The 21949-nt window shown below is 71.5% G+C and carries 18 protein-coding genes and 1 pseudogene; 14 read left to right on the forward strand and 5 right to left on the reverse strand.

Going from position 1 to position 21949, the window contains the following annotated elements; all coding sequences use genetic code 11:
* Nucleotides 1-20: 20 nt before the first annotated feature.
* From ACFY9E_RS26110 to ACFY9E_RS26120, 3 genes are read left to right on the forward strand one after another with little or no spacing between them, the layout of a single operon-like run.
* Complete coding sequence (locus ACFY9E_RS26110; protein ID WP_390987965.1) at nucleotides 21-1268, forward strand: cytidylyltransferase domain-containing protein; 1248 nt, start codon at nucleotides 21-23, stop codon at nucleotides 1266-1268.
* A 13-nt stretch (nucleotides 1269-1281) separates the two neighbouring features.
* Entirely contained in the window at nucleotides 1282-2220 is a 939-nt protein-coding gene (locus tag ACFY9E_RS26115; RefSeq protein WP_390987967.1) for an N-acetylneuraminate synthase family protein, read from the forward strand.
* Between the two features lie 47 nt (nucleotides 2221-2267).
* The gene (locus ACFY9E_RS26120) at nucleotides 2268-3497 is read left to right on the forward strand and encodes a hypothetical protein (protein ID WP_390987969.1); all 1230 of its coding nucleotides are present in this window, start codon (nucleotides 2268-2270) and stop codon (nucleotides 3495-3497) included.
* A 613-nt stretch (nucleotides 3498-4110) separates the two neighbouring features.
* Here ACFY9E_RS26120 and ACFY9E_RS26125 read toward each other — a convergent pair.
* Nucleotides 4111-4797: a methyltransferase domain-containing protein gene (locus ACFY9E_RS26125; protein WP_390987971.1), complete on the reverse strand. Its 687-nt coding sequence runs from the start codon at nucleotides 4795-4797 to the stop codon at nucleotides 4111-4113.
* A gap of 298 nt (nucleotides 4798-5095) precedes the next feature.
* Between ACFY9E_RS26125 and ACFY9E_RS26130 the strand changes: the two genes are divergently transcribed.
* The 9 genes and pseudogenes from ACFY9E_RS26130 (at nucleotide 5096) to ACFY9E_RS26170 (ending at nucleotide 15844) form a co-directional block, all read left to right on the forward strand.
* Nucleotides 5096-6328: an amidohydrolase gene (locus ACFY9E_RS26130; protein WP_390988389.1), complete on the forward strand. Its 1233-nt coding sequence runs from the start codon at nucleotides 5096-5098 to the stop codon at nucleotides 6326-6328.
* Between the two features lie 538 nt (nucleotides 6329-6866).
* Entirely contained in the window at nucleotides 6867-7910 is a 1044-nt protein-coding gene (locus ACFY9E_RS26135) for a BMP family ABC transporter substrate-binding protein (RefSeq protein ID WP_390987973.1), read from the forward strand.
* A gap of 273 nt (nucleotides 7911-8183) precedes the next feature.
* Nucleotides 8184-9230, forward strand: a complete 1047-nt coding sequence (locus ACFY9E_RS26140; protein ID WP_390987975.1) for a BMP family ABC transporter substrate-binding protein — start codon at nucleotides 8184-8186, stop codon at nucleotides 9228-9230.
* 210 nt (nucleotides 9231-9440) lie between these two features.
* Entirely contained in the window at nucleotides 9441-11012 is a 1572-nt protein-coding gene (locus ACFY9E_RS26145; protein WP_390987977.1) for an ATP-binding cassette domain-containing protein, read from the forward strand.
* Entirely contained in the window at nucleotides 11012-12130 is a 1119-nt protein-coding gene (locus tag ACFY9E_RS26150) for an ABC transporter permease (protein WP_390987979.1), read from the forward strand. Before ACFY9E_RS26145 ends, ACFY9E_RS26150 begins: the two co-directional genes overlap by 1 nt.
* A complete protein-coding gene (locus tag ACFY9E_RS26155; protein ID WP_390987980.1) occupies nucleotides 12127-13392 on the forward strand; it encodes an ABC transporter permease in 1266 nt (421 codons plus the stop codon). Before ACFY9E_RS26150 ends, ACFY9E_RS26155 begins: the two co-directional genes overlap by 4 nt.
* Complete coding sequence (locus tag ACFY9E_RS26160) at nucleotides 13389-13793, forward strand: cytidine deaminase (protein ID WP_390987981.1); 405 nt, start codon at nucleotides 13389-13391, stop codon at nucleotides 13791-13793. The genes ACFY9E_RS26155 and ACFY9E_RS26160 overlap by 4 nt, the downstream gene beginning before the upstream one ends.
* An 85-nt stretch (nucleotides 13794-13878) precedes the next feature.
* Complete coding sequence (locus ACFY9E_RS26165) at nucleotides 13879-15162, forward strand: thymidine phosphorylase (RefSeq protein ID WP_390987983.1); 1284 nt, start codon at nucleotides 13879-13881, stop codon at nucleotides 15160-15162.
* 96 nt (nucleotides 15163-15258) lie between these two features.
* Nucleotides 15259-15844: pseudogene (locus tag ACFY9E_RS26170) on the forward strand (Uma2 family endonuclease).
* A 3-nt stretch (nucleotides 15845-15847) separates the two neighbouring features.
* Here ACFY9E_RS26170 and ACFY9E_RS26175 read toward each other — a convergent pair.
* Nucleotides 15848-16768, reverse strand: coding sequence for an AEC family transporter (locus ACFY9E_RS26175; protein ID WP_390987984.1), 921 nt, complete (start codon nucleotides 16766-16768; stop codon nucleotides 15848-15850).
* 155 nt (nucleotides 16769-16923) lie between these two features.
* Between ACFY9E_RS26175 and ACFY9E_RS26180 the strand changes: the two genes are divergently transcribed.
* A complete protein-coding gene (locus tag ACFY9E_RS26180) occupies nucleotides 16924-17310 on the forward strand; it encodes an STAS domain-containing protein (protein WP_390987986.1) in 387 nt (128 codons plus the stop codon).
* Here ACFY9E_RS26180 and ACFY9E_RS26185 read toward each other — a convergent pair.
* From ACFY9E_RS26185 to ACFY9E_RS26195, 3 genes are all read right to left on the reverse strand, one after another.
* Nucleotides 17194-18210, reverse strand: a complete 1017-nt coding sequence (locus ACFY9E_RS26185; RefSeq protein WP_390987987.1) for an RNA polymerase subunit sigma-70 — start codon at nucleotides 18208-18210, stop codon at nucleotides 17194-17196. The two genes, ACFY9E_RS26180 and ACFY9E_RS26185, sit on opposite strands and share 117 nt — an antisense overlap.
* A gap of 151 nt (nucleotides 18211-18361) precedes the next feature.
* Complete coding sequence (gene dnaN, locus ACFY9E_RS26190; protein ID WP_390987989.1) at nucleotides 18362-19510, reverse strand: DNA polymerase III subunit beta; 1149 nt, start codon at nucleotides 19508-19510, stop codon at nucleotides 18362-18364.
* A gap of 95 nt (nucleotides 19511-19605) precedes the next feature.
* A complete protein-coding gene (locus ACFY9E_RS26195; RefSeq protein WP_390987990.1) occupies nucleotides 19606-20880 on the reverse strand; it encodes an MFS transporter in 1275 nt (424 codons plus the stop codon).
* A gap of 62 nt (nucleotides 20881-20942) precedes the next feature.
* Here ACFY9E_RS26195 and ACFY9E_RS26200 point away from each other — a divergent pair, with 62 nt between their 5' ends.
* A complete protein-coding gene (locus ACFY9E_RS26200) occupies nucleotides 20943-21905 on the forward strand; it encodes a LysR substrate-binding domain-containing protein (protein ID WP_390987991.1) in 963 nt (320 codons plus the stop codon).
* Nucleotides 21906-21949 lie beyond the last annotated feature (44 nt).

The following is a 21949-nucleotide window of genomic DNA, read 5'->3' on the forward strand; positions in this document are numbered from 1 at the left end:
CTGCCCAAGGAGTAGACCCCATGTCCCACCCGGAAGCGGGCAAAGGCGCCTCGGTGCGCCGCGTGCTCGCGGTGATCCCCGCGCGCGGCGGCTCCAAGGGCGTGCCCGCCAAGAACCTCCTCCCCGTCGGCGGCGTCCCGCTGGTGGCGCGGGCGGTGCGCGAGTGCCGGGCCGCGCGGCTCGTGACGGACGTCGTGGTCTCCACCGACGACCAGGCCATCGCGGCCGCCGCCCGCCAGGCCGGTGCCGAGGTCGTCCTGCGTCCCGCCGCCATCGCCGGCGACACCGCCACCTCCGAGGCCGCCGTCCTGCACGCCATGGACGCCCACGAGGCCCTGCACGGCGCGCCGGTGGACGTGGTCCTGCTCGTGCAGTGCACCAGCCCCTTCATCGTCCGCGAGGACATCGACGGGGTGGCGGGCGCGATCGCCGAGAACGGCGCCGACACCGCGGTGACCGTGGCGCCCTTCCACGGGTTCATCTGGCGGGACGCCGAGTCCGCCGAGGCCGGCACGGCCGTCGGCGGCGGCTACGGCGTCAACCACGACAAGTCCTTCCGGCCCCGCCGCCAGGACCGTCCCCAGGACCTGCTGGAGACCGGCGCCGCCTACGCCATGGAGGCGACCGGCTTCCGCAAGCACCAGCACCGCTTCTTCGGCCGCATCGAGCTGGTCCGCACGGACCCCGCGCGCGTGCTGGAGATCGACGACCCGCACGACCTCGCCCGCGCCCGGGCCCTCGCCCCGATCTTCGACGCGAACCGCCCCGGCGCCCTCCCGACCGCCGACGACATCGACGCGGTCGTCCTCGACTTCGACGGCACCCAGACCGACGACCGGGTGCTGATCGACTCCGACGGACGGGAGTTCGTCTCCGTGCACCGCGGGGACGGACTCGGCATCGCGGCCCTCCGTGCGAGCGGTCGCCTGAAGATGCTGATCCTGTCCACGGAACAGAACCCTGTGGTCGCCGCCCGGGCCCGGAAGCTCAAGCTCCCGGTGCTGCACGGGATCGACCGCAAGGACCTCGCGCTGAAGCAGTGGTGCGAGGAGCAGGGCATCGCGCCGGAGCGCGTGCTCTACGTCGGCAACGACGTCAATGACCTCCCGTGCTTCGCCCTCGTGGGCTGGCCCGTGGCGGTCGCGAGCGCCCACGACGTCGTGCGCGGCGCCGCACGCGCGGTCACCACCGTCCCCGGTGGCGACGGCGCGATCCGAGAGATCGCCAGCTGGATCCTCGGCCCCTCTCTCGATTCCCTCACCAAGTAAGGACATCTCTGCCATGAGCACCAACTCCCGTATCCGCCGGTTCGGTTCGCGCGAGGTCGGCCCGGGCCGTCCGGTCTACGTCTGCGGTGAGATCGGCATCAACCACAACGGCGAGCTCGAGAACGCCTTCAAGCTGATCGACGCCGCCGCCGAGGCCGGCTGCGACGCCGTCAAGTTCCAGAAGCGCACCCCGGAGATCTGCACCCCGCGCGACCAGTGGGACATCGAGCGCGACACCCCCTGGGGCCGGATGACCTACATCGACTACCGCCACCGCGTGGAGTTCGGCGAGGACGAGTACCGCGCGATCGACGACTACTGCAAGTCGAAGAACATCGACTGGTTCGCCTCCCCGTGGGACACCGAGGCCGTCGCCTTCCTGGAGAAGTTCGACGTGCCGGCCCACAAGGTCGCCTCCGCCTCCCTCACGGACGACGAGCTGCTGCGCGCCCTGCGCTCCACCGGCCGCGCGGTGATCCTCTCCACCGGCATGTCGACGCTGAAGCAGATCCGCCACGCGGTCGAGGTCCTCGGCTCCGACAACATCCTGATGTGCCACGCCACGTCGACCTACCCGGCGAAGGCCGAGGAGCTCAACCTCCGTGTGATCAACACGCTGGAGAAGGAGTTCCCGAACGTCCCGATCGGCTACTCCGGCCACGAGACCGGCCTGCAGACCACCCTCGCCGCGGTCGCCCTGGGCGCCACCTTCGTCGAGCGTCACATCACCCTCGACCGCGCCATGTGGGGCTCCGACCAGGCCGCGTCCGTGGAGCCGCAGGGCCTCACGCGCCTCGTCCGCGACATCCGCACCATCGAGGCCTCCCTCGGCGACGGCGTCAAGAAGGTCTACGAGTCCGAGCTGGGCCCGATGAAGAAGCTGCGCCGCGTCAGCGGTGTGGTCGCCGAGGCGGAGATCGCCACGGCCGCGGGCGAGCCGGTCGGCGTCTGAACGCACCACCCACACCACCCCCCTTACGACGGGACGGTCGTACGTCGATGAGCCCCCGCGCCGGGAACGCCGGCCCCCACACTCTCGCCTTCGTCGAGAGCCCGGTACAGCTGCTGAACGTGCTGGAGTGGGCGCATGCGCACGCCCCCGGCGTGGGGCTCACCCTCGTGGTGCTGTCGCCCGTCGACCCGATGACGCGCGGCCAGTTGCGGCGGATGTCCGACCTGGCCCGCGACGAGGGGCACCAGGTCCGCTGGGAGGAAGCGCGCGGCGGACCGCTGGCGCCCTTCCAGACCATCGGCGGCCTGAGCGGCCTGCTCCGCAGGGCGCACCGGGTCGTGCTGGGGGACCCCTTCTCCCGCTACGTCCAGCTGCTGCTGACGATCACCCGCGCCCGTGACCTGGTCGTCGTCGACGACGGCACGGCGACGATGGAGTTCGTCGGGCAACTGGCCCGGGGCGAGCGACTGGTGCGCTGGCACCGCAAGGGCGGCCGCCCGGGCCCGCGGGACGTGCTCTTCGCGCCGGTGTCGTCCTCGGCGCGGCGCCGGCTGACCCCCGGCGACCGCCGCCGCATCGCGATCTTCTCCTCCATGCCGATGGAGGAGGCCCCGGCGGGCGTCACGGTCAGCGCCAACACCTTCGCCTGGACCCGGTCCCGCTTCGGCCCGCCCCGTATCACCAAGGGCGCCGACATGGTCGGCACGTCCCTGGTGGAGACCGGTGTCGTGGACGACGGCCGCTACCTGGAGGCCGTCCGCGCCCTGGCCGAGGCCCACGGCGCCACCCGCTATTTCGCCCACCGCCGCGAGAGCACGGACAAGCTCCACCGCCTCGCGGTCGAGACGGGCCTGGAGATCGTCCGCCCCGAGCTCCCCCTCGAACTGATCGCCCGCCGCGGTCCCATCGGCCGGACGATCCTCAGCTTCCCCTCCACGGTCGTCCACACCCTCCCCCTCGCCCTGTCCGGCACGGAGGTCCGCGTCGCGGTCTGCGACATCGACCCGGCCTGGCTGACCGAGAACGCCTCCCCGCGGGCCCAGGGCTTCCTGTCCGGGGTCACCGGCACGGCCCGCGACGTCCACCGGCTGCCTCCGACGTCCGCGCCCGATCCGACGGCGCCGCCGCGGCCGGACCCGCTGCACCCGCCGCATCCGGCCGATTCGACGGCGCCGCCGCGGCCGGACCCGCCGAATCCGCCCGACCCCACGGAGTCGGCGGGCACGGCGAGCTGCACGGCCCCGCCCGGGGCCACCGGGGCGGTGGCGGCCGGCTGAGGCGCGTCCGGCGGCCGGGCCACAGGGGCCTGCGGGTGCGGGCGCCGGGCGCAGGCCGGGCGTACCGGCCGCGGGGCGACGGGCCCAGTGGATGCGGCGGCGCCGGCTCCGGCTCCGTAGGCGCCCCTGCCGAGCGTGCGGAGACGGGGACGATGACCGGGCGCGCTCCTGGCGAAGCCGGGCCGACCCGGCCGGTCGGGCAGAGGGGCACTCCCCCCGGCGTCAGGTCTCGCCCGCTCTCCCGCTGCGCGGCGTAGCCGACGCGGCGAGTGTGCGGTGGCCGCGAGCCGGTCGCATCGCCAGGGGCCAGAGGCCAGGCCGGCTGTCGTTCCACTCGACGCGGGCACCGAGCTCCGCCGCCCCGGGGACCGGCGGACCGCACCGGCTGTGCGGGCGTGAGAGGTGCCCGGCTGGTCGCGCCGGACGCGTCGCCGGGCCCCCGGGCGCCCGGCGGGCCCGGCACGGACAGCACCCTCCGCTGCCGCACCGGCCCGCCGACCCGTGCAGGCGCGCGTACGGCTTCCCCGGGCGGGAGCCCAGTGGTCGCGGAGGCCCGTCCGGGGGACTCCGCACGCACGGCGTTCTGCCCGGCCAGTCGAACAGAACCGGCTGCCTAGCCCGCGGCAGGTTCCCCGGCCTCCACCGGCCTGCGCGCCAGCAGGAACGCGCGGGGCATCTTCTCCCCGGGCTCGGGCTCGCGCAGGACGCGCGCGTACAGGTGCAGACCCGCCCGCGTGAGGTGCCCGGCGACGGTGTCCGTAGTGCGCCAGTAGTAGTCGAGCGAGATCTCCTGGCCGAAGCGCTCGGTCAGGCGCTGGTGTCCGTCCTGCTCTCCGGACTGGAAGCCGAGCAGGACGGGCGCGCCCGGCCGCAGGACGCGGTGGAACCCGGCGAAGACCGACGGCAGGTGATCATCCGGCACGTGGATGATCGAGTAGAGCGCGACGATGCCGCCGAGCGTCTCGTCCGGCAGGTCCAGGGCCGTCATCGAACCGACGTGGAACCGCAGCTCCGGGTGGGCCTTGCGGGCCAGGGCCACCATGCGGGGCGAGGCGTCGACCCCGAAGACCGGCAGCCCGGCCTCGTGCAGCCGCGCCGTCACGTACCCGGGGCCGCTGCCGATGTCCGCGACCGGGGGCCGCGTGGCACCACCGGTGGCCCGGGCCAGGTCGACGAAGGCCGCGAGCAGCGCCTGCTCCAGCGGTCTCCCGGCCAGGCTGTCCGGGTGCTCGGCGGTATAGGCCTCGGCGATGGCGTCGTACGAGGACTGCGTGGACTGTAAGAACTCGGGGGCGCGCACGGGCGCACACTAGTGGGGGTGCGCGTCCGGCAGATGAACTAACCCGTGTTCACCGCGCAGGGCGTGGTATCCGTGGAGAAGATGGAGGGATACCGGAGTCGTGACGCCGGCGTGATCGAAGTCACACTCCGGGAGATGGGTGGCCCGGTCCGGCCCAAAAGGCAGGCCAGTTTACCCATCTCGCCCGATAGCTATGCGCCCGGCGGTCATATTTTCTTCCCCTATCAGGTTGAAGTTTTGTTGATCCAGGGTCAGTCGACCGCCTCGGCGCCCTACCCTTCAAAGGGTGAAGCCACTGATGTCACTGGAGTCCGAGGTCGACCTTCCCGGAGGAGCCGTACTTCCCGGTGCCCTGCCCGACGCTCTGCGGGCCGAGCTCATCGCGTTCCGACGCGACATGCACATGCACCCGGAGCTCGGCAACCAGGAGTTCCGCACGACCGCCGCGATCAAGGAGCGGCTCGAGCAGGCCGGCCTCAAGCCACGCGTCCTCCCCGTAGGGACCGGACTCGTCTGTGACATCGGCGTGGAAGGGGAGCAGTGGGACGGCGGTCCCAGCATGCTCGCGCTGCGGGCCGACATCGACGGCCTGCCCATCCCGGACACCAAGACGGAGTGCCCGTACCGCTCGACCGTGCCCGACCGGGCCCACGCCTGTGGTCACGACGTGCACACCACCGTCGTCCTCGGTGCCGGCCTGGTCCTCGCCGAGCTGCACCGCCAGGGCGCGCTGCCCCGCCCCATCCGGCTGATCTTCCAGCCCGCCGAGGAAGTGCTGCCCGGTGGTGCCGCCGACGCCATCAAGGGCGGGGCGCTGGAAGGCGTCGGCGCGATCATCGCCGTGCACTGCGACCCCCGGGTGGACGCGGGGAAGATCGGTCTCCGGGAGGGGCCCATCACCTCGGCGTGCGACCGGCTGGAGATCGGCCTCGACGGCCCGGGCGGCCACACCGCACGCCCGCACCTCACGACCGACCTGGTCACCGCCGCCGCCCGCGTCGTCACCGACGTGCCGGCGCTGGTCGCCCGGCGCTTCGACAGCCGCAGCGGGCTCGCCATCACCTGGGGCCGCGTCGAGTCGGGCCACGCGCCGAACGTGATCCCCCAGCACGCCGAGCTCTCCGGCACCGTGCGCTGCCTCGACATCGACGCGTGGCGGCAGGCCCCCGACGTCGTCGTCGCCGCCATCGACGAGATCGCCAACCTCCACCGCGCCAAGTCGGAGATCAACTACGTGCGCGGCGTCCCGCCCGTCGTCAACGAGCCCGGCGTCACCGAACTGCTGCGCGACGCCATGGTCGCCCGGCGCGGCGTCGAGTCCGTCGAGGGCACCGAGCAGAGCCTCGGCGGCGAGGACTTCTCCTGGTACCTGGAGCACGTCCCCGGCGCCATGGCCCGCCTGGGCGTCCGTACCCCCGGCGAGCGTCATGTGCGCGACCTCCACCAGGGCGACTTCGACGTCGACGAGTCGGCCATCACGGTCGGCGTGGAACTCTTCACGGCCGCAGCCCTGGTCAACGGCCTCCGCTAGCCCTCTCGCCAGCGACGCAGAAAACCGCAGAACCAGCCCCCGACGGCGCCGCACAGGGGGCGCCCCAGGGGCGCGGGGAACTGCGCGACCAGCCCCGACGGCGCCGCACGGGGGTCGTTCTGGGGGCGCGGGGAACTGCGCGACGAACCCCGACGGCGCCGCACGGGCCTTCAGGGGCGCGGGGAACTGCGCGACCAGCCACGACGGCGCCGCACGAGGACGACGACCCCGCACCCCCGGGCGGGCGACCCGGGGGGGGCGTCACCCCCGGCCCCCCGACCACCCACCCCGCCCAAGCCTCCGGTTGCGAGCGGCGCAGCCTCACGGCAGCCTGGTGCGCGTCACGAGGTAGGCACACGCCGTGTTCCCGAGTACACCTTTCGACCCCGTTCGATCCCGTGGTTCACAAGGGCGTAACCGGCCATCGGCACGAATGGATAACGGCCCCGCGGCGAACCGTTCCCAGGAGTGTCTACGCGCGTTAATGTGCGCCGAACCGAGCACCCACTGCGGGGCTTTGGAGAATGGGGAACTTCAGATGCGTCGGATTTCCAAACTGACCCGCGTCGCGGTGGGGGTCGCGTCGCTCGGGCTCGTCGCCACGGCCTGCGGCGGCACCAGCAGTGACAGCGGCGACAGCGACAGCGAAGACCGCGGCGTCGCCATCGCGTACGACGTCGGCGGCAAGGGCGACCAGTCCTTCAACGACGCCGCCTACGCGGGCCTGACGAAGGCCAAGGACGAGTTCGGCTACAAGACGGCCGACATCGAGCCCACCGAGGGCGAGACGAACGCCGACAAGGAGCAGCGTCTGGCGTCGCTGGCCAAGCAGGGCTACAACCCGGTCATCGGCGTCGGGTTCGCCTACGGTCCCGCGATGAAGGCCGTGGCCGCCAAGTACCCGAAGACCACCTTCGGCATCGTGGACTCGGTCGTCGAGGGCAAGAACGTCGCCTCCCTCGTCTTCGCCGAGGAGCAGGCCTCGTACCTGGCCGGTGTTGCCGCCGCCAAGGCCACCAAGACGAACACCGTCGGCTTCGTGGGCGGTGTGGACGTCCCGCTGATCCACAAGTTCGAAGCCGGCTACAAGCAGGGCGTGCAGGACACCAACTCCAAGGTGAAGGTCCTGTCGCAGTACCTGACGCAGACGGCCGAGGAGGGTGGCTTCTCCAGCCCCGACAAGGGCAAGGCCGCCGCCGAGGGCCAGATCGAGAAGAAGGCCGACGTGCTCTACGCGGCCGCCGGTCTGTCCGGTCAGGGTGTCATCGAGGCCGCCGCCAAGGCGAAGGTCTGGGCGATCGGCGTCGACTCCGACCAGTACAAGCAGGCCGCCCTGGCCCCGTACAAGAACTACATCCTCACCTCCGCGCTCAAGGACGTCGGCGGCGCGGTCTACGCGCTGTCCAAGTCGGTCCACGACGACAAGCCGCTGGCGGGCACCCAGACCTTCGACCTGAAGGTCAACGGTGTCGGGCTCTCCGACTCCAACCCGGAGTACGCGAAGGTCGCGGGACTCCAGGACGCGGTGAACAAGGCCAAGCAGGAGATCATCGACGGCAAGATCAAGGTCAACACCGAGTGAGCCGACCGGTCTGAGCAGCCGAAGCGGGCGGGCACCCATGGGGTGCCCGCCCGCTTCGCGCGTTCCGGAAGCGGATCACCCAGAGCCACGCCCCGTTTGCGGTCGGCAACACCCGGACCAAGACCCGGTGATGGCTTGGCCACGGGCGCATAACAAGGTGGACAGAAGGGGTTTTCAGGCAGGTCTACGCGCGTTAATCTGCGGCGAAGCCAGCGCTGAAGCTGAACCGTCCCGGCGCTGTGCGACCTCGTTGTACGACAGGAGCACCCAGACATGCGCCGGATTTCCCGGATCACGGTCGCAGGCGCAGCGACCGCCTCCCTGGCCCTCGCCCTCTCCGCCTGCGGCAGCACCTCGACCTCCGGGTCGTCCGACTCGAAGGGCGACAAGGGGCTCGCCATCGCGTACGACGTCGGCGGCAAGGGCGACCAGTCCTTCAACGACGCCGCCTTCGCGGGCCTGGAGCAGGCGAAGAAGGAGTTCGGGTACCAGACGGCCGACGTGGAGCCCACCGAGGGTGAGACGAACGCCGACAAGGAGCAGCGCCTGGCCTCCCTGGCCAAGCAGGGCTACAACCCGGTCATCGGCGTCGGCTACGCGTACGCCGCTGCCGTGAAGGGTGCCGCGGAGAAGTTCCCCGACACCACCTTCGGCATCGTCGACGACGCCACGATCAACACCAAGAACGTGGCCGACCTGGTCTTCAGCGAGGAGCAGGCCTCCTACCTGGCCGGTGTCGCCGCCGCCAAGACCTCCAAGTCGAAGGTCGTCGGTTTCGTCGGCGGTGTGGACATCCCGCTGATCCACAAGTTCCAAGCGGGCTTCGCACAGGGCGTCAAGGACACCGACCCGAAGGTCAAGGTGCTCTCCCAGTACCTCACCCAGACGGCCGAGGAGGGCGGTTTCGCCAGCCCCGACAAGGGCAAGACGGCCGCCGAGGGCCAGATCGAGAAGAAGGCCGACGTCGTCTACGCGGCCGCCGGCCTGTCCGGTCAGGGTGTCATCGAGGCCGCCGCCGCCAACAAGGTGTGGGCCATCGGTGTCGACTCGGACCAGTACCAGCAGGAAGCCCTTGCCAAGTACAAGGACTCCATCCTGACCTCGGCGATGAAGGACGTCGCCAAGGCGGTGTACAACCTGGCGAAGTCGGTCGAGGACGGCAAGCCCGAGACCGGTATCGTTCGTGGCGATCTGAAGACCGGCGAGGTGAGCCTGTCGAACTCCAACCCGAAGTTCGCGGACGACGCCGAGCTCCAGGCAGCCATCAAGACGGCCAAGGAGAAGATCATCAGCGGCGAGATCAAGGTCAAGAGCAGCTGACGAGCGACTGCCTCGAAGCAGGCGGTAACCCCCGGGGTTACGTCCGCTCGACGGGGCACGGGGAGCTGCTCCTCGTGCCCCGTCGGCGCGGGGCGTCGGCCCCTTTGTATGCCGTAGGGGCGCTACGCGCGTAGACGGCCCCCGTCCCCAGGAGAGTGCGCCATCAACGCGTCCAGCAGCCCTCCGGCCGGAGCGGCGGTCAACGAATCGGTGACCGCCGTCGAACTCGCCGGGATCACCAAGCGTTTCCCCGGAGTCGTGGCCAACCACGACATCCACCTCAGCGTCCGCAAGGGCACCGTGCACGCCCTCGTCGGCGAGAACGGCGCCGGCAAGTCCACGCTGATGAAGATCCTCTACGGCATGCAGAAGCCGGACGAGGGCACCATCGCCGTCGACGGGCAGCAGGTCAGCTTCTCGTCCCCGGCCGACGCCATCGTCCGCGGCATCGGCATGGTCCACCAGCACTTCATGCTCGCCGACAACCTCACGGTCCTGGAGAACGTGGTCCTCGGCAGCGAGAAGCTCTACGGCATCGGCGCCAAGGCCCGCCGCAAGATCAAGGAGCTCTCCGAGCGCTACGGCCTCGACGTCGAGCCCGACCTCCTGGTCGAGGAGCTCGGCGTCGCCGCACGCCAGCGCGTGGAGATCCTCAAGGTCCTCTACCGCGGCGCCACCACCCTCATCCTCGACGAGCCGACCGCCGTGCTCGTCCCGCAGGAGGTCGACGCCCTCTTCGCCAACCTGCGCGAACTGAAGTCCGAGGGCCTGTCGGTCATCTTCATCTCGCACAAGCTCGGCGAGGTGCTCTCCGTCGCCGACGAGATCACCGTCATCCGCCGCGGCACCACCGTCGGCACGGCCGTGCCCGCCGAGACGACACCCCGTCAGCTCGCCGAGATGATGGTCGGCAGCGAGCTGCCCACGCCCGAGACGGCCGAGTCCACGGTCACCGACCGCCCGGTCATCAGCGTCGACAAGCTGCGCCTCGTGGCCCCCGGCGGCAAGGCCCTCCTGGACGACATCAGCTTCACCATCCACGCGGGCGAGGTCCTCGGCATCGCCGGTGTCGAGGGCAACGGCCAGACCGAGCTCGTCGACGCCCTCATCGGCCTCCGGTCCGCCGACAGCGGCACCATCCGGCTCGCCGACGAGGAGATCACCGCCTGGCCCACGCGCAGGCGCCGCGAGCAGGGCATCGGCTACATCCCCGAGGACCGGCACCGCCACGGTCTCCTCCTGGAAGCACCCCTCTGGGAGAACCGCATCCTCGGCCACGTCACCGAGAAGCCCCTCGCCAAGGGCGTCTGGCTGGACCCGAAGGCGGCCCAGGAGGACACCCGCCGGATCGTGACGGAGTACGACGTCCGCACCCCCGGCATCGACGTCACCGCCGCCTCCCTGTCCGGCGGCAACCAGCAGAAGCTGATCGTCGGCCGCGAGATGAGCCACAAGCCGCGCTTCCTCATCGCCGCGCACCCCACCCGGGGCGTGGACGTCGGCGCCCAGGCCGCCATCTGGGACCACATCCGCGACGCCCGCCGCGAGGGCCTGGCCGTGCTGCTGATCTCCGCCGACCTGGACGAGCTGATCGGCCTGTCCGACACGCTGCGCGTGATCTACAACGGCAAGCTGGTCGCGGACGCCGACCCGGCCACCATCACCCCCGAGGAGCTCGGCTCGGCCATGACCGGTGCCGTCACCGGGCACCTCGAGCACGACGACACCCCCGAGACCTCGAAGGCCGACGCCCCCGAGTCTCCGGAAGACGAGGCCCGCTGATGAAGAAGTTCGACAAGGAGCGCGTGCTCCTCGCGGTGGCCGGACCGGTCATCGCGCTGGCCGTGGCCTTCGTCCTGAGCGCGATCGTGCTGCTCGCCTCGGGCAAGAGCCCCTTCGAGCCGTTCGCCCTGATGTTCGAGCAGATCGGCTTCTCGGACATCCAGGTGCTGGTCATCAACCAGGCCTCGATGTACTACATCGCGGCCCTGGCGGTGGCCATCGGCTTCCGGATGAATCTGTTCAACATCGGTGTCGACGGCCAGTACCAGCTCGGCGCCATGATGGCCGCCGTCGTCGGCGCCCACGTGAACCTGCCGGCCGCCCTCCAAGTCCCGCTGCTGCTGCTGACCGCCGTCCTCACCGGCGCCTTCTGGGCCGGCATCGCCGGTGTCCTCAAGGTCACCCGCGGTGTCAGTGAGGTCGTCGCCACGATCATGCTCAACGCGATCGCCACCTCCGTGATCGCCTACCTGTGGCTGCCGAACGTCTTCGGTGTGAAGGCCGGCAACAACAACACCACCGGCGAGATGTACGAGTCCGGCTGGATCCCCGGCATCCCGATGGGCGACGCCGGTGAGATCTACGGCCTGGTGCTGCTCGCCGTCCTGCTCGGCATCGGCTACTGGATCGTCCTCAACCGCACCCGCTTCGGCTTCGACCTGCGTGCCTCCGGCGCCTCGCAGACCGCCGCCGCGGCCAGCGGTGTCGACCCCAAGCGCATGGTGCTCAGCGCCATGCTGATCTCCGGCGCCATCGCGGGCCTGGCGGGCCTGCCGATTCTGCTCGGCGACAGCCACACCTACGACCTGAACTTCCCCACCGGCATCGGTTTCCTCGGCATCGGCATCGCCCTGCTCGGCCGCAACAGCCCCGTCGGCATCGCCTTCGCCGCCCTGCTGTGGGCCTGGCTCGACAAGGCCTCGCCCGAGCTGGACTTCCACGGCTACGACAAGGAGATCGCGGTCATCATGCAGGGCCTGATCGTGCTCTCGGTCGTCGTCTCCTACGAGGCCGTCCGCGAATGGGGTCTGCGCCGCCAGCAGCGTCGCGTCGGCGCCGAACTCGCCGCCGGACACGTCCTCGGCGCTCAGAACACGAAGGAGGTGGCTGGCCGATGACCACCGCGACCGACGTCAACCAGCCCACGCTGCAGCCCGCGGCGCCGACCGGCCGCCGCCTGTCGTGGCCCGTCCTGCTGCTCGTCATCGCCGGAGGCCTGGCGCTCACCTCGATCGTCCGCCTCATCACCGGCGCCGACGGCATCACCAACGTCAGCCAGATGTCCACCGCGCTCCAGCTCGCCGTGCCGATCGGCCTCGCCGGTCTCGGCGGTCTGTGGGCCGAACGCGCGGGCGTGGTGAACATCGGCCTCGAAGGCATGATGATCCTCGGCACCTGGTTCGGCGCCTGGGCCGGCTTCCAGTGGGGCCCGTGGACGGGTGTCCTGGTCGGCATCCTCGGCGGCGCGATCGGCGGTCTGCTGCACGCCTTCGTGACCGTCACGTTCAACGTCAACCACATCGTCTCCGGTGTGGCCATCAACATCCTCGCCCTCGGCGCCACCCGCTACCTCGCGCCCCTCGCCTTCGAGGGCCACACGGGCGGCTCCGCCAAGCAGTCGCCGGCGGTGGAATCCCTCGGCCACTTCACCGTGCCGGGGCTGTCCGACGCGCTGCGGGACCTGAACAATCAGGGTTGGTTCTTCGTCTCCGACATCGCCGGTCTGCTCGGCGGCCTGGTCACCAACGTGTCCTGGCTGACCCTGATCGCCATCGCGCTGATCCCCGCCACCTGGTGGATCCTGTGGCGCACCGCGTTCGGCCTGCGCCTGCGCTCCTGCGGAGAGAACCCGGTGGCCGCCGAGTCCCTCGGTGTCAACGTCTACAAGTACAAGTACATCGCTGTCGTCATCTCCGGCGGTCTGGCCGGCCTCGGCGGAGTCTTCCTGTCCATCGTGGCCAACCCCTTCTACCTGGAGGGCCAGGTCAGCGGCCGCGGCTTCATCGGCCTCGCGGCGATGATCTTCGGCAACTGGATGCCGGGCGGCCTCGCCCTCGGCGCGGGCCTGTTCGGCTACACCGACAGCCTCAACCTGCGCGGCGGCTCCGCCAACGTCCACGCCCTGCTGCTGCTCGGCGCGCTCCTGCTGATCATCGGCGCCATCTGGCTGGCCGTCCGCAAGAAGTACGTCCCCTCGGTGATCACCGCGGTCGTCGCGGCCCTGGTGTTCGCCTGGTACGCGACCACCGACGAGGTCCCGAACCAGGTCGTCTCCGCGACGCCGTACGTCATCACCCTGGTGGTCCTCGCGATGTCCGCCCAGCGGCTGCGGATGCCGAAGGCGGACGGACTGCCCTACCGCAAGGGGCAGGGCAAGTGACCGGCACCGGCCCGGCGGTCGACTGGGAGAAGCTGCGCGCGGTGGCCCGGGACGCCATGTCCCGGGCGTACGCCCCGTACTCCGGTTTCCCGGTCGGCGTGGCGGCCCTGGTCGACGACGGGCGGATCATCTCCGGCTGCAACGTCGAGAACGCCTCGTACGGACTCGGCCTGTGCGCCGAGTGCGGCCTGGTGTCCGAGCTGCACAACACCGGCGGCGGCCGGCTGACGCACTTCACCTGCGTCGACCGTGACGGCGACACGCTCGTCCCGTGCGGCCGCTGCCGCCAGCTGCTCCACGAGTTCGGCGGCCCGGACCTGCTGCTGGAGACCCCGGCGGGGATCCTGCCGCTGTCTCAGATGCTGCCCCAGGCCTTCGGCCCGGACCACCTCAGCAAGTAATCTCCGTGCGGCCCCTCTGAGTTGCTCACGCGACCGGCTCAGAGGGGCCGTACGGCTTCTGGAACCCTCGGAAGGAAGCCAAGCCATGGCCATGGACGTCATCTCCGTCATCCGCACCAAGCGGGACCGCGGCGAACTCAGCGACGAGCAGATCGACTGGGTCATCGACGCGTACACCCGCGGGGAGGTCGCCGACGAGCAGATGTCCGCTCTCGCCATGGCCATCCTGCTGAACGGCATGAACCGCCGCGAGATCGCCCGCTGGACGGCCGCGATGATCGCCTCCGGCGAGCGCATGGACTTCTCGTCCCTGTCCCGCCCGACCGCCGACAAGCACTCCACGGGCGGCGTCGGCGACAAGATCACCCTCCCGCTGGCCCCCCTGGTCGCCGCCTGCGGCGCGGCCGTCCCTCAGTTGTCGGGCCGCGGCCTCGGCCACACCGGCGGCACCCTCGACAAGCTGGAGTCGATCCCCGGCTGGCGTGCGCTGCTGTCCAACGAGGAGATGCTGCACGTCCTCGACACCACCGGCGCGGTGATCTGCGCGGCGGGCGACGGCCTGGCCCCCGCCGACAAGAAGCTCTACGCCCTGCGGGACGTCACCGGCACCGTCGAGGCGATCCCGCTGATCGCCTCCTCGATCATGTCCAAGAAGATCGCGGAGGGCACGGGCTCGCTGGTCCTGGACGTGAAGGTCGGCACCGGCGCCTTCATGAAGACGATCGAGGACGCCCGCGAGCTGGCCTCCACGATGGTGGGCCTGGGCACCGACCACGGCGTGAAGACGGTCGCGCTCCTCACGGACATGGCCACGCCCCTCGGCCTGACGGCCGGAAACGCCCTGGAGGTCCGCGAGTCGGTGGAGGTCCTGGCGGGCGGCGGCCCCGCGGACGTGGTCGAGCTGACGATCGCCCTGGCCCGCGAGATGCTGGACGCGGCCGGCGTGAAGGACGCCGACCCGGCGAAGGCCCTGGCCGACGGCTCGGCGATGGACGTCTGGCGCCGCATGATCGCGGCCCAGGGCGGCGACCCGGACGCGGCGCTGCCGGTGGCCCGCGAACAGCACGTGATCAAGGCCCCGGCCTCGGGCGTCCTGACCCGCCTCGACGCCTACGACATCGGCGTCGCGGCCTGGCGCCTCGGCGCGGGCCGGGCCCGCAAGGAGGACCCGGTGCAGGCGGGCGCCGGCGTCGAGATGCACGCCAAGCCGGGCGACACCGTGACCGAGGGCCAGCCGCTGCTGACCCTGCACACGGACACCCCCGAGCGCTTCGAGTACGCCCTCCAGGCGGTCGAGGGTTCCTACGACGTGGCGGCCCCCGGCACGGACTTCACGCCGTCGCCGGTGGTGCTGGAACGTATCGCCTGACCAGGCGGTTTCCCTTTCGGGTGAACGGGACCGGTGGACCCCCGCCGGTCCCGTTCGGCATGCTGGCATCGGTGACGCACTGATTGGAGAACCGCCATGGGCGCACTCACCGTGAGCCAGGACCCCGACCAGCACTGGGACGACCTCGTCCGGTTCTGGGAGGAGATGGAATGGCCCGAGGGCAGCAAGGTGGAGATCATCGAGGGGATCATCACCGTGTCACCTGCTCCCGCGTCCCGCCACAACGTGATCGCGGCCCGTATTCAGCGTCGCCTCTACTCCGCGATTCCCGAGGACTGGGAGATCTTCCAGACACAGGCGATCGCCGTGCCGTCCCGACTGGGCATGCTCATCCCGGACCTGCTGGTGGCTCCCGTGCTGGAATGCGCGGAGGCGGAGTCACACATCCCGGCGGCCCTGGCCGAACTGGTGGTCGAGGTGACCTCCAAATCCAACGCCCGCCACGACCGCGTCAGCAAGCCCGCCGCCTACGCCACTGCCGGGATTCCGCTCTACCTCCTCGTCGACCGCTGGGCTCCCCGGGGGCCCGACGACGACGCTGTACGGGGAGCCGAAGGGCGAGGTCTACCGCGTCCTGAGCGCCGTGAAGTTCGGCGATCCCATCAAGCTGCCGGACCCGTTCGACGTGACGATCGACACTGGTGAGTTCCCGGTCGACTGACCGTCACCCCAGCACCGCCGCCACCACCACCAGAACCGGCACCGCCAGCACCGTCGACAGCAGGATCGCCTCCCTCGCCAGCACCTCGCCCACCCGGTAGCTGCTCGCGTACGTGAACAGGTTCTGGGCCGCCGGGAGTGCCGATGTCACCACCACGTCGAGCAGGGACGCCCCGTGGATGCCGAAGACGCCCGCCGCGAGGGCCCAGGCGGCCAGGGGCTGGACGACGGACTTGAGGGTCACGGCGAGGAGCACAGGGGCCCGCTCGGCGCCCCGCAGGGGAAGGGTGCTGCCCCGCAGGGAGATGCCGAAGGCCAGGAGCACGGCGGGCACCGACATGTTGCCGATCAGGGTCAGGGGGTCCATCAGCGGGCCCGGCACCGTGAGGCCCGACGCCGAGACCGCCACACCGGCCAGGGAGCCCAGGGCTATCGGATTGCGCAGCGGTGTGAGCAGCCGCTGCCACAGGGGCCGCTTCTCCCCGCCGCTGGCCAGGTCCAGGACCGTCAGCGCCACCGGTGTGACACCGACCAGTTGGAACAGCAGCACCGGCGCGACCAGGGACGCGTCGCCCAGCACGTACACGGCGATCGGAATGCCCAGGTTCCCGGAGTTGACGTAGCTGGAGCACAGCGCGCCGATCGTCGTCCGGCCCACGCCCCAGCCGCGCGCCGCACCCACCGCCACGAAGACACCCGCCGCCGCTGCCGTGCTCAACGCCGTGACCAGCAGCCGGTCGGAGAAGATCACCGACAGGTCCGCCCGCGCGAGAGTCGTGAAGAGCAGCGCCGGGGACGCCACATGGAAGGCGAGCTTGGTCAGGACCTCCCGGCCGCCGTCGCCCAGATACCCCCGGCGCCCGATCAGATAGCCGACGCCGATGACGACGGCGATGACCGCGAACCCGCTCAGCACCCCCTGCACGGCGCCTCCTCACCGGCGAAACGGGCATCGGGCAGCGCGGGAGGCGCAGATGGTTGGGGCATACAGCCAACCCTCCGGGGAAGGCGTCGCCCGGGTCAATGTGATCCTTCCGGCGCCGAGTGATCCGCACGGCACCGACGGGACGGACAGGCCCGATGAGTTACGGCCGCCCGCCCGGTCTACCGATCGTGGACGCCATGACACCGCCCGTACTCGTACTCCCCGGCCCCGCCACCCGGGACGAGGTGAGAGGGCTCAGCGACGATGTGCGGGCACTGCTGCACGGCAGCGGTGCCCGGGTCGTGGTGTGCGATGTCGCGGGCCTGGGGCCGCCGGGGCTCGCGGCCGTCGACCTGCTGGCGAGGCTCCAGCTGGCCGCCCGCCGGGCCGGGGGCCGGATCCGGCTGCGCGACCCCGACCCCGCCCTACGCGCCCTGCTCGACCTGGTCGGTCTCCGCTTCGAGGTGGAGGGGGAGGTCGAAGAGCGGGAACCAGCGCTCGGTGTCGAGGAAGCAGTGGAACCCGGTGATCCTGCCGTCTGAGATCTCCAGCACCTGGACCGCCCACGGCGTGAAGCCGCCCTTCTCCGGGTCCGGCTTGTACTGGGCGAACCCCGGCAGGCCGTTGACCTGCACGGGCACCAGCCGGGAACCCGCACAGGGCGCGCCGAGGGTGGTCATGAAGCCGGTGATGTCCCGCGTGCCGGTCAGCCACAGGTCGAACGGCGGCATCGTCATGACCGCGTCCTCGTGCAGCAGGGCCGTCAGTGCCGTCATGTCGTAGCCCTCGAAGGCCGTCACGTAGCGGTCCAGAAGCTTCTGCTGGTCCTCGTCCAGCGGGTCGGAGACGGCCGCTGCGGCGCCCGGCTCCTGCCGCTCGGCCAGGGTGGCGCGGGCCCGCTGGAGGGCGCTGTTCACCGACGCCACCGAGGTGTCCAGCAGCTCGGCGACCTCACTGGCCTTCCAGGCGAGGACCTCGCGCAGGATCAGCACGGCCCGCTGCTTGGCCGGGAGCTGCTGGAGGGCGGCCATGAAGGCGAGCCGCACGGACTCCTTGGCGACCGCCGCCTCCGCCGGGTCGTCGGTCGTGGGCAGCACACGGGCGTCCGGCATGGGCTCCAGCCAGGTGTTGTCCGGTCGGGGGGAGAGGGCCGCCTGGGCGAGCGGGGTGGACTCCGTGAGGTCCATGGGCCGGGCGCGCTTGTTGCCCGCGGTCAGCATGTCCAGGCACACGTTGGTCGCGATCCGGTAGAGCCAGGAGCGCAGGCTGGAGCGGCCCTCGAACTTGTCGTAGCTGCGCCAGGCGCGGACCATGGTGTCCTGCACCGCGTCCTCGGCCTCGAAGGAGGAGCCGAGCATCCGGTAGCAGTACCCCGTCAGCTCGGTGCGGTGTGCCTCCAGCCTGGTGTCCAGGTCCGTCGATGTCGCCGTGCCGTTCGCCATCTCCACCCACCCCTGTGGACGTTCTGTTCACGCGCCCTTGCGCCCCAGCACTTCGGAAGCTACCGCAGCCCACTGACAACGGCCCCCCGAGCGCACAAAGGCGCAGGTCGCAGCCGGTGATCCAGACCGGCTGCGACAAGCCGGCGGGCCTTCACACGAGCTCCTTGACCGACATGAGCAGGTGCCGGTGCTCCCCGGCCGGTGCTGCCGCACCCGCCTCCCCGTCGCCCGGCACGGCGTGCAGCAGCGCCCGCTGCCCGGCCCCGAGCAGCTCCAGCCGTACCCGCGGGCTCTCGAAGGAGGTCAGCGCGTCCAGCAGGTAGGCGGGGTTGAACGCCACCGGCACCTCGTCGGCGCCGCTCAGCTCGGCCGGGAGCCGCTGGGCCGCCACATCGTCCCCGTAGCCGGCGCGCAGCAGCACGGAGCCCTCGGCCGTGAAGTCGAGGCGCACCGGACTGTTCGCCTCCGCCACCACCGCGACCCGCCGCACCGCCTCCGCGAGCGTCTCGCGTTCCACCTCGGCGACCGCGGCCCCCGCCATGTCGAACAGCGATCTGAAGCCAGGCAGCCGCCCGTCCAGCAGGCGCAGCGCGGTCCGCGTCCGGCCGCCCTCGAATCCGACCAGCCCGCCGCCCCCGCCCGGCTCCCAGCCGATCCGCACGTCCCCGCAACGCGCCAGCGAACGGGCCACGTCCAGCAGCCGCCGTGCGGGCAGCAGGGTCTCCACGACTCCGTCATCGCCGGCGGCCTCCGGCTTCCACTCCAGCCGCCGCACCGCGTACCGGTAGCGGTCCGAGGCCGCCAGGGTCATCTCCCCGCCGTCGAGGCGCAGTTGGACGCCCGTCAGCAGGGGCAGGGAATCGTCGCGCCCGGCGGCGACCGCGACCTGGGCGACGGCGGTCGCGAAGGCGGCGGCGTCCACGGTGCCGTAGGGCGCGGGCGGGGCGGGCAGGGACGGGTACTCGGCGAGCGGCAGTGTCGACAGCCCGAAGCGCGTGCCGTCCGCCTCCACGGTGAACCGCGAGGCCTCCAGGACACAGCGCACCGGCCCGTCCGGCAGCACCCGGCAGACATCCAGCAGCCGCCGCCCCGGGACGAGCACCCGCCCGGGCGCCGCGACCTCCGCGTCGGCCTCCACCCGGACCGCTGCCTCGAAGTCGAACCCCGTCACGGCCAGCCCTCCCGTGTCCGCCTCCAGCAGCAGCCCGCCCAGCACCGGCACCGGCGTCCGCCCGGGCAGCGCGCGGGCCGCCCGCCCCACGGCGTCGGCGAACTCCGTACGGTCGACCCGGAACTCCATGAAAAATCCCCCTGCTCGGTCCGGTGATCAGCAGACGCGGACGGTATCCGCACCCACTGACAACCGGCCCCGAGCAGGGGGGATGTCGCCGATGTTCAGGCAGCCGTGGCCAGTCGCCGGCGTTGCAGCCGGGCCGCCCGGGTACCGAAGACGGTGATCGTCACGACGCCCAGGACCGCCAGCAGCCCGACTCCGACCGTCCCGGCCCAGCCGCCCGCGTGGAAGGCGATCGCGCCGACCGTGCTGCCCGCGCTGGAGCCGATGTAGTACGCCGACTGGTACAGCGCCGAGGCCTGGGCGCGGCCGTGCGTGGCCGTCTTGCTGACCGCCGAGGAGGCGACCGCGTGACCCGCGAAGAAGCCCGCCGTGATCAGGACCAGGCCCAGCAGGACCAGCGGGAGGGAGCCGGCCAGGGACAGCAGCAGACCCGCCGCCGTCGTACCGCCGCCCGCGTACAGCGCGCCCCGGCGGCCCAGCCGGCCGACCAGCCGCCCCGCCGTGGACGCCGACACCGTACCGACCAGGTACACCAGGAAGATCGAACCGATGATGCCCTGCGGCAACGAGAACGGGGCCTCGGTCAGCCGGTAGCCGATGACCGTGTAGACACCGCCGAACACCGTCATGAACAGCGCGCCGATCGCGTACAGCCGGCACAGCAGCGGGTTGGACAGGTGGTCGCGGACCGTCCGGGCCAGGACGCGCGGCCGCAGCGAACCGGCCTTGAAGTGCTTCGGGGCGGGGAGCAGCAGCCGGAAGGCCACCGCACACGCCACCGCGATCACGCCGATGACACCGACGGCGATCCGCCAGCCCCACTCCTGCGCGACCCAGCCGGTGATGACCCGGCCGCTCATCCCGCCGACGCTGTTGCCCGCGACGAACAGGCCGATCGCGGTGACCAGCGCCTTGGGGCTGACCTCCTCGGCGAGGTACGCGGTCGCCGACGCCGGCAGCCCGGCCAGCGCGGCGCCCTGCAGCGCCCGGAGCGCGATCAGCACACCGAGGGAGGGAGCCAGCGGTACCAGCAGCCCGAGCGTCACGGCCACGGCCAGCGAGCCCGTCATGACCGCACGGCGTCCGAAGCGCTCCGACAGGGCGCTCATCGGCAGTACGAACAGCGCCAGCCCGCCGGTCGCCGCCGCCACGGTCCAGCTCGCGTCGCTCGCCGCCACCCCGAACTCGCCGGAGATCAGCGGGAGGAGGGCCTGGGTGGAGTACAGCAGCGCGAAGGTCGCGACACCCGCGAGGAAGAGGGCGAAGCTCATCCGGCGGTAGCCGGGGCCACCCGGGGAGACGCGTGAGTCGGAGGCAGGGACAGAGGCATCGGCGCCCACGACGGTGGACGCCCCGGTACTGGCGGGAGACATGCCTCGAACGTACGGACGCCGCACTCATCCGTCCAATGCATGGAACGGTCATAATCGTTCCCATGGTGCATCAACCGAGCTCACAGGGTCGCCTGTCACCAAGCAGTGACACAGAAGACAGGGCGGAGATGTCGAGAGTGCTGGCGCCGCGCCTGGCGTACTTCGCGGGTGTCGCCCGCACCGAGCACGTCACCCGCGCCGCCCAGGAGATGAACGTCCCGCAGTCGACGCTCTCGCGGTCCATGGCCCGCCTGGAGCAGGACCTGGGCGTCGACCTGTTCGCCCGGCACGGCCGCACGGTCTCCCTCACCCCGGCCGGCCGCACCTTCCTCACCTCCGTCGAACGCGCCCTGGCCGAGGTCGAGCGCGCCGTCGAGGAGGTGCGCGCGGACGCCGACCCGACCACCGGCAAGGTCGCCTTCGGCTTCCTGCACACCATGGGCGCCGAGACCGTGCCGGGCCTTCTGCACGCCTTCCGCGCCGACCATCCGCGCGTCCGCTTCAGTCTCGTCCAGAACTACGGCGAGGCCATGCTGGAGCGCCTGCGCGCCGGTGAGCTCGACCTGTGCCTGACGTCCCCGGTGCCGGACGCGCCCGACCTGGTGGCCCGCCGCCTGGACGAGCAGAAGCTGCGCCTGGTCGTCCCCGCCGACCACTCCCTCGCCGGCCGCCGTCGCATCCGCCTCGCCGAGGCGGCCGACGAAACCTTCGTCACCCTGGAGCCCGGCTACGGCCTGCGCCGCATCACCGACGACCTCTGCAAGGAGGCCGGCTTCAAGCCCCGCATCGCCTTCGAGGGCGAGGAGGCGGAAACCCTGCGGGGCCTGGTGGCGGCGGGCCTGGGCGTGGCCCTCCTGCCCCCGCCGGCCGTCCCCCGTCCAGGAGTGGTGGAACTGACGGTCACGGCCCCGAGAGCCGTTCGGGAAATCGGCGTGGCCTGGCTGGAGGGCCACCCGGACACGCCCCCGGTGGCAGCCTTCAAAAGGTTCCTGCTCTCCAGAAGGGGCGGTTTGCTGCCCACCTGAGGGGCGCGGGGCTGTGTCGATCTGCGGCTCCGCCGCGTGGGCGC

It is taken from the genome of Streptomyces sp. NPDC012466 (assembly GCF_042955215.1).
Classification (GTDB): Bacteria; Actinomycetota; Actinomycetes; order Streptomycetales; family Streptomycetaceae; genus Streptomyces.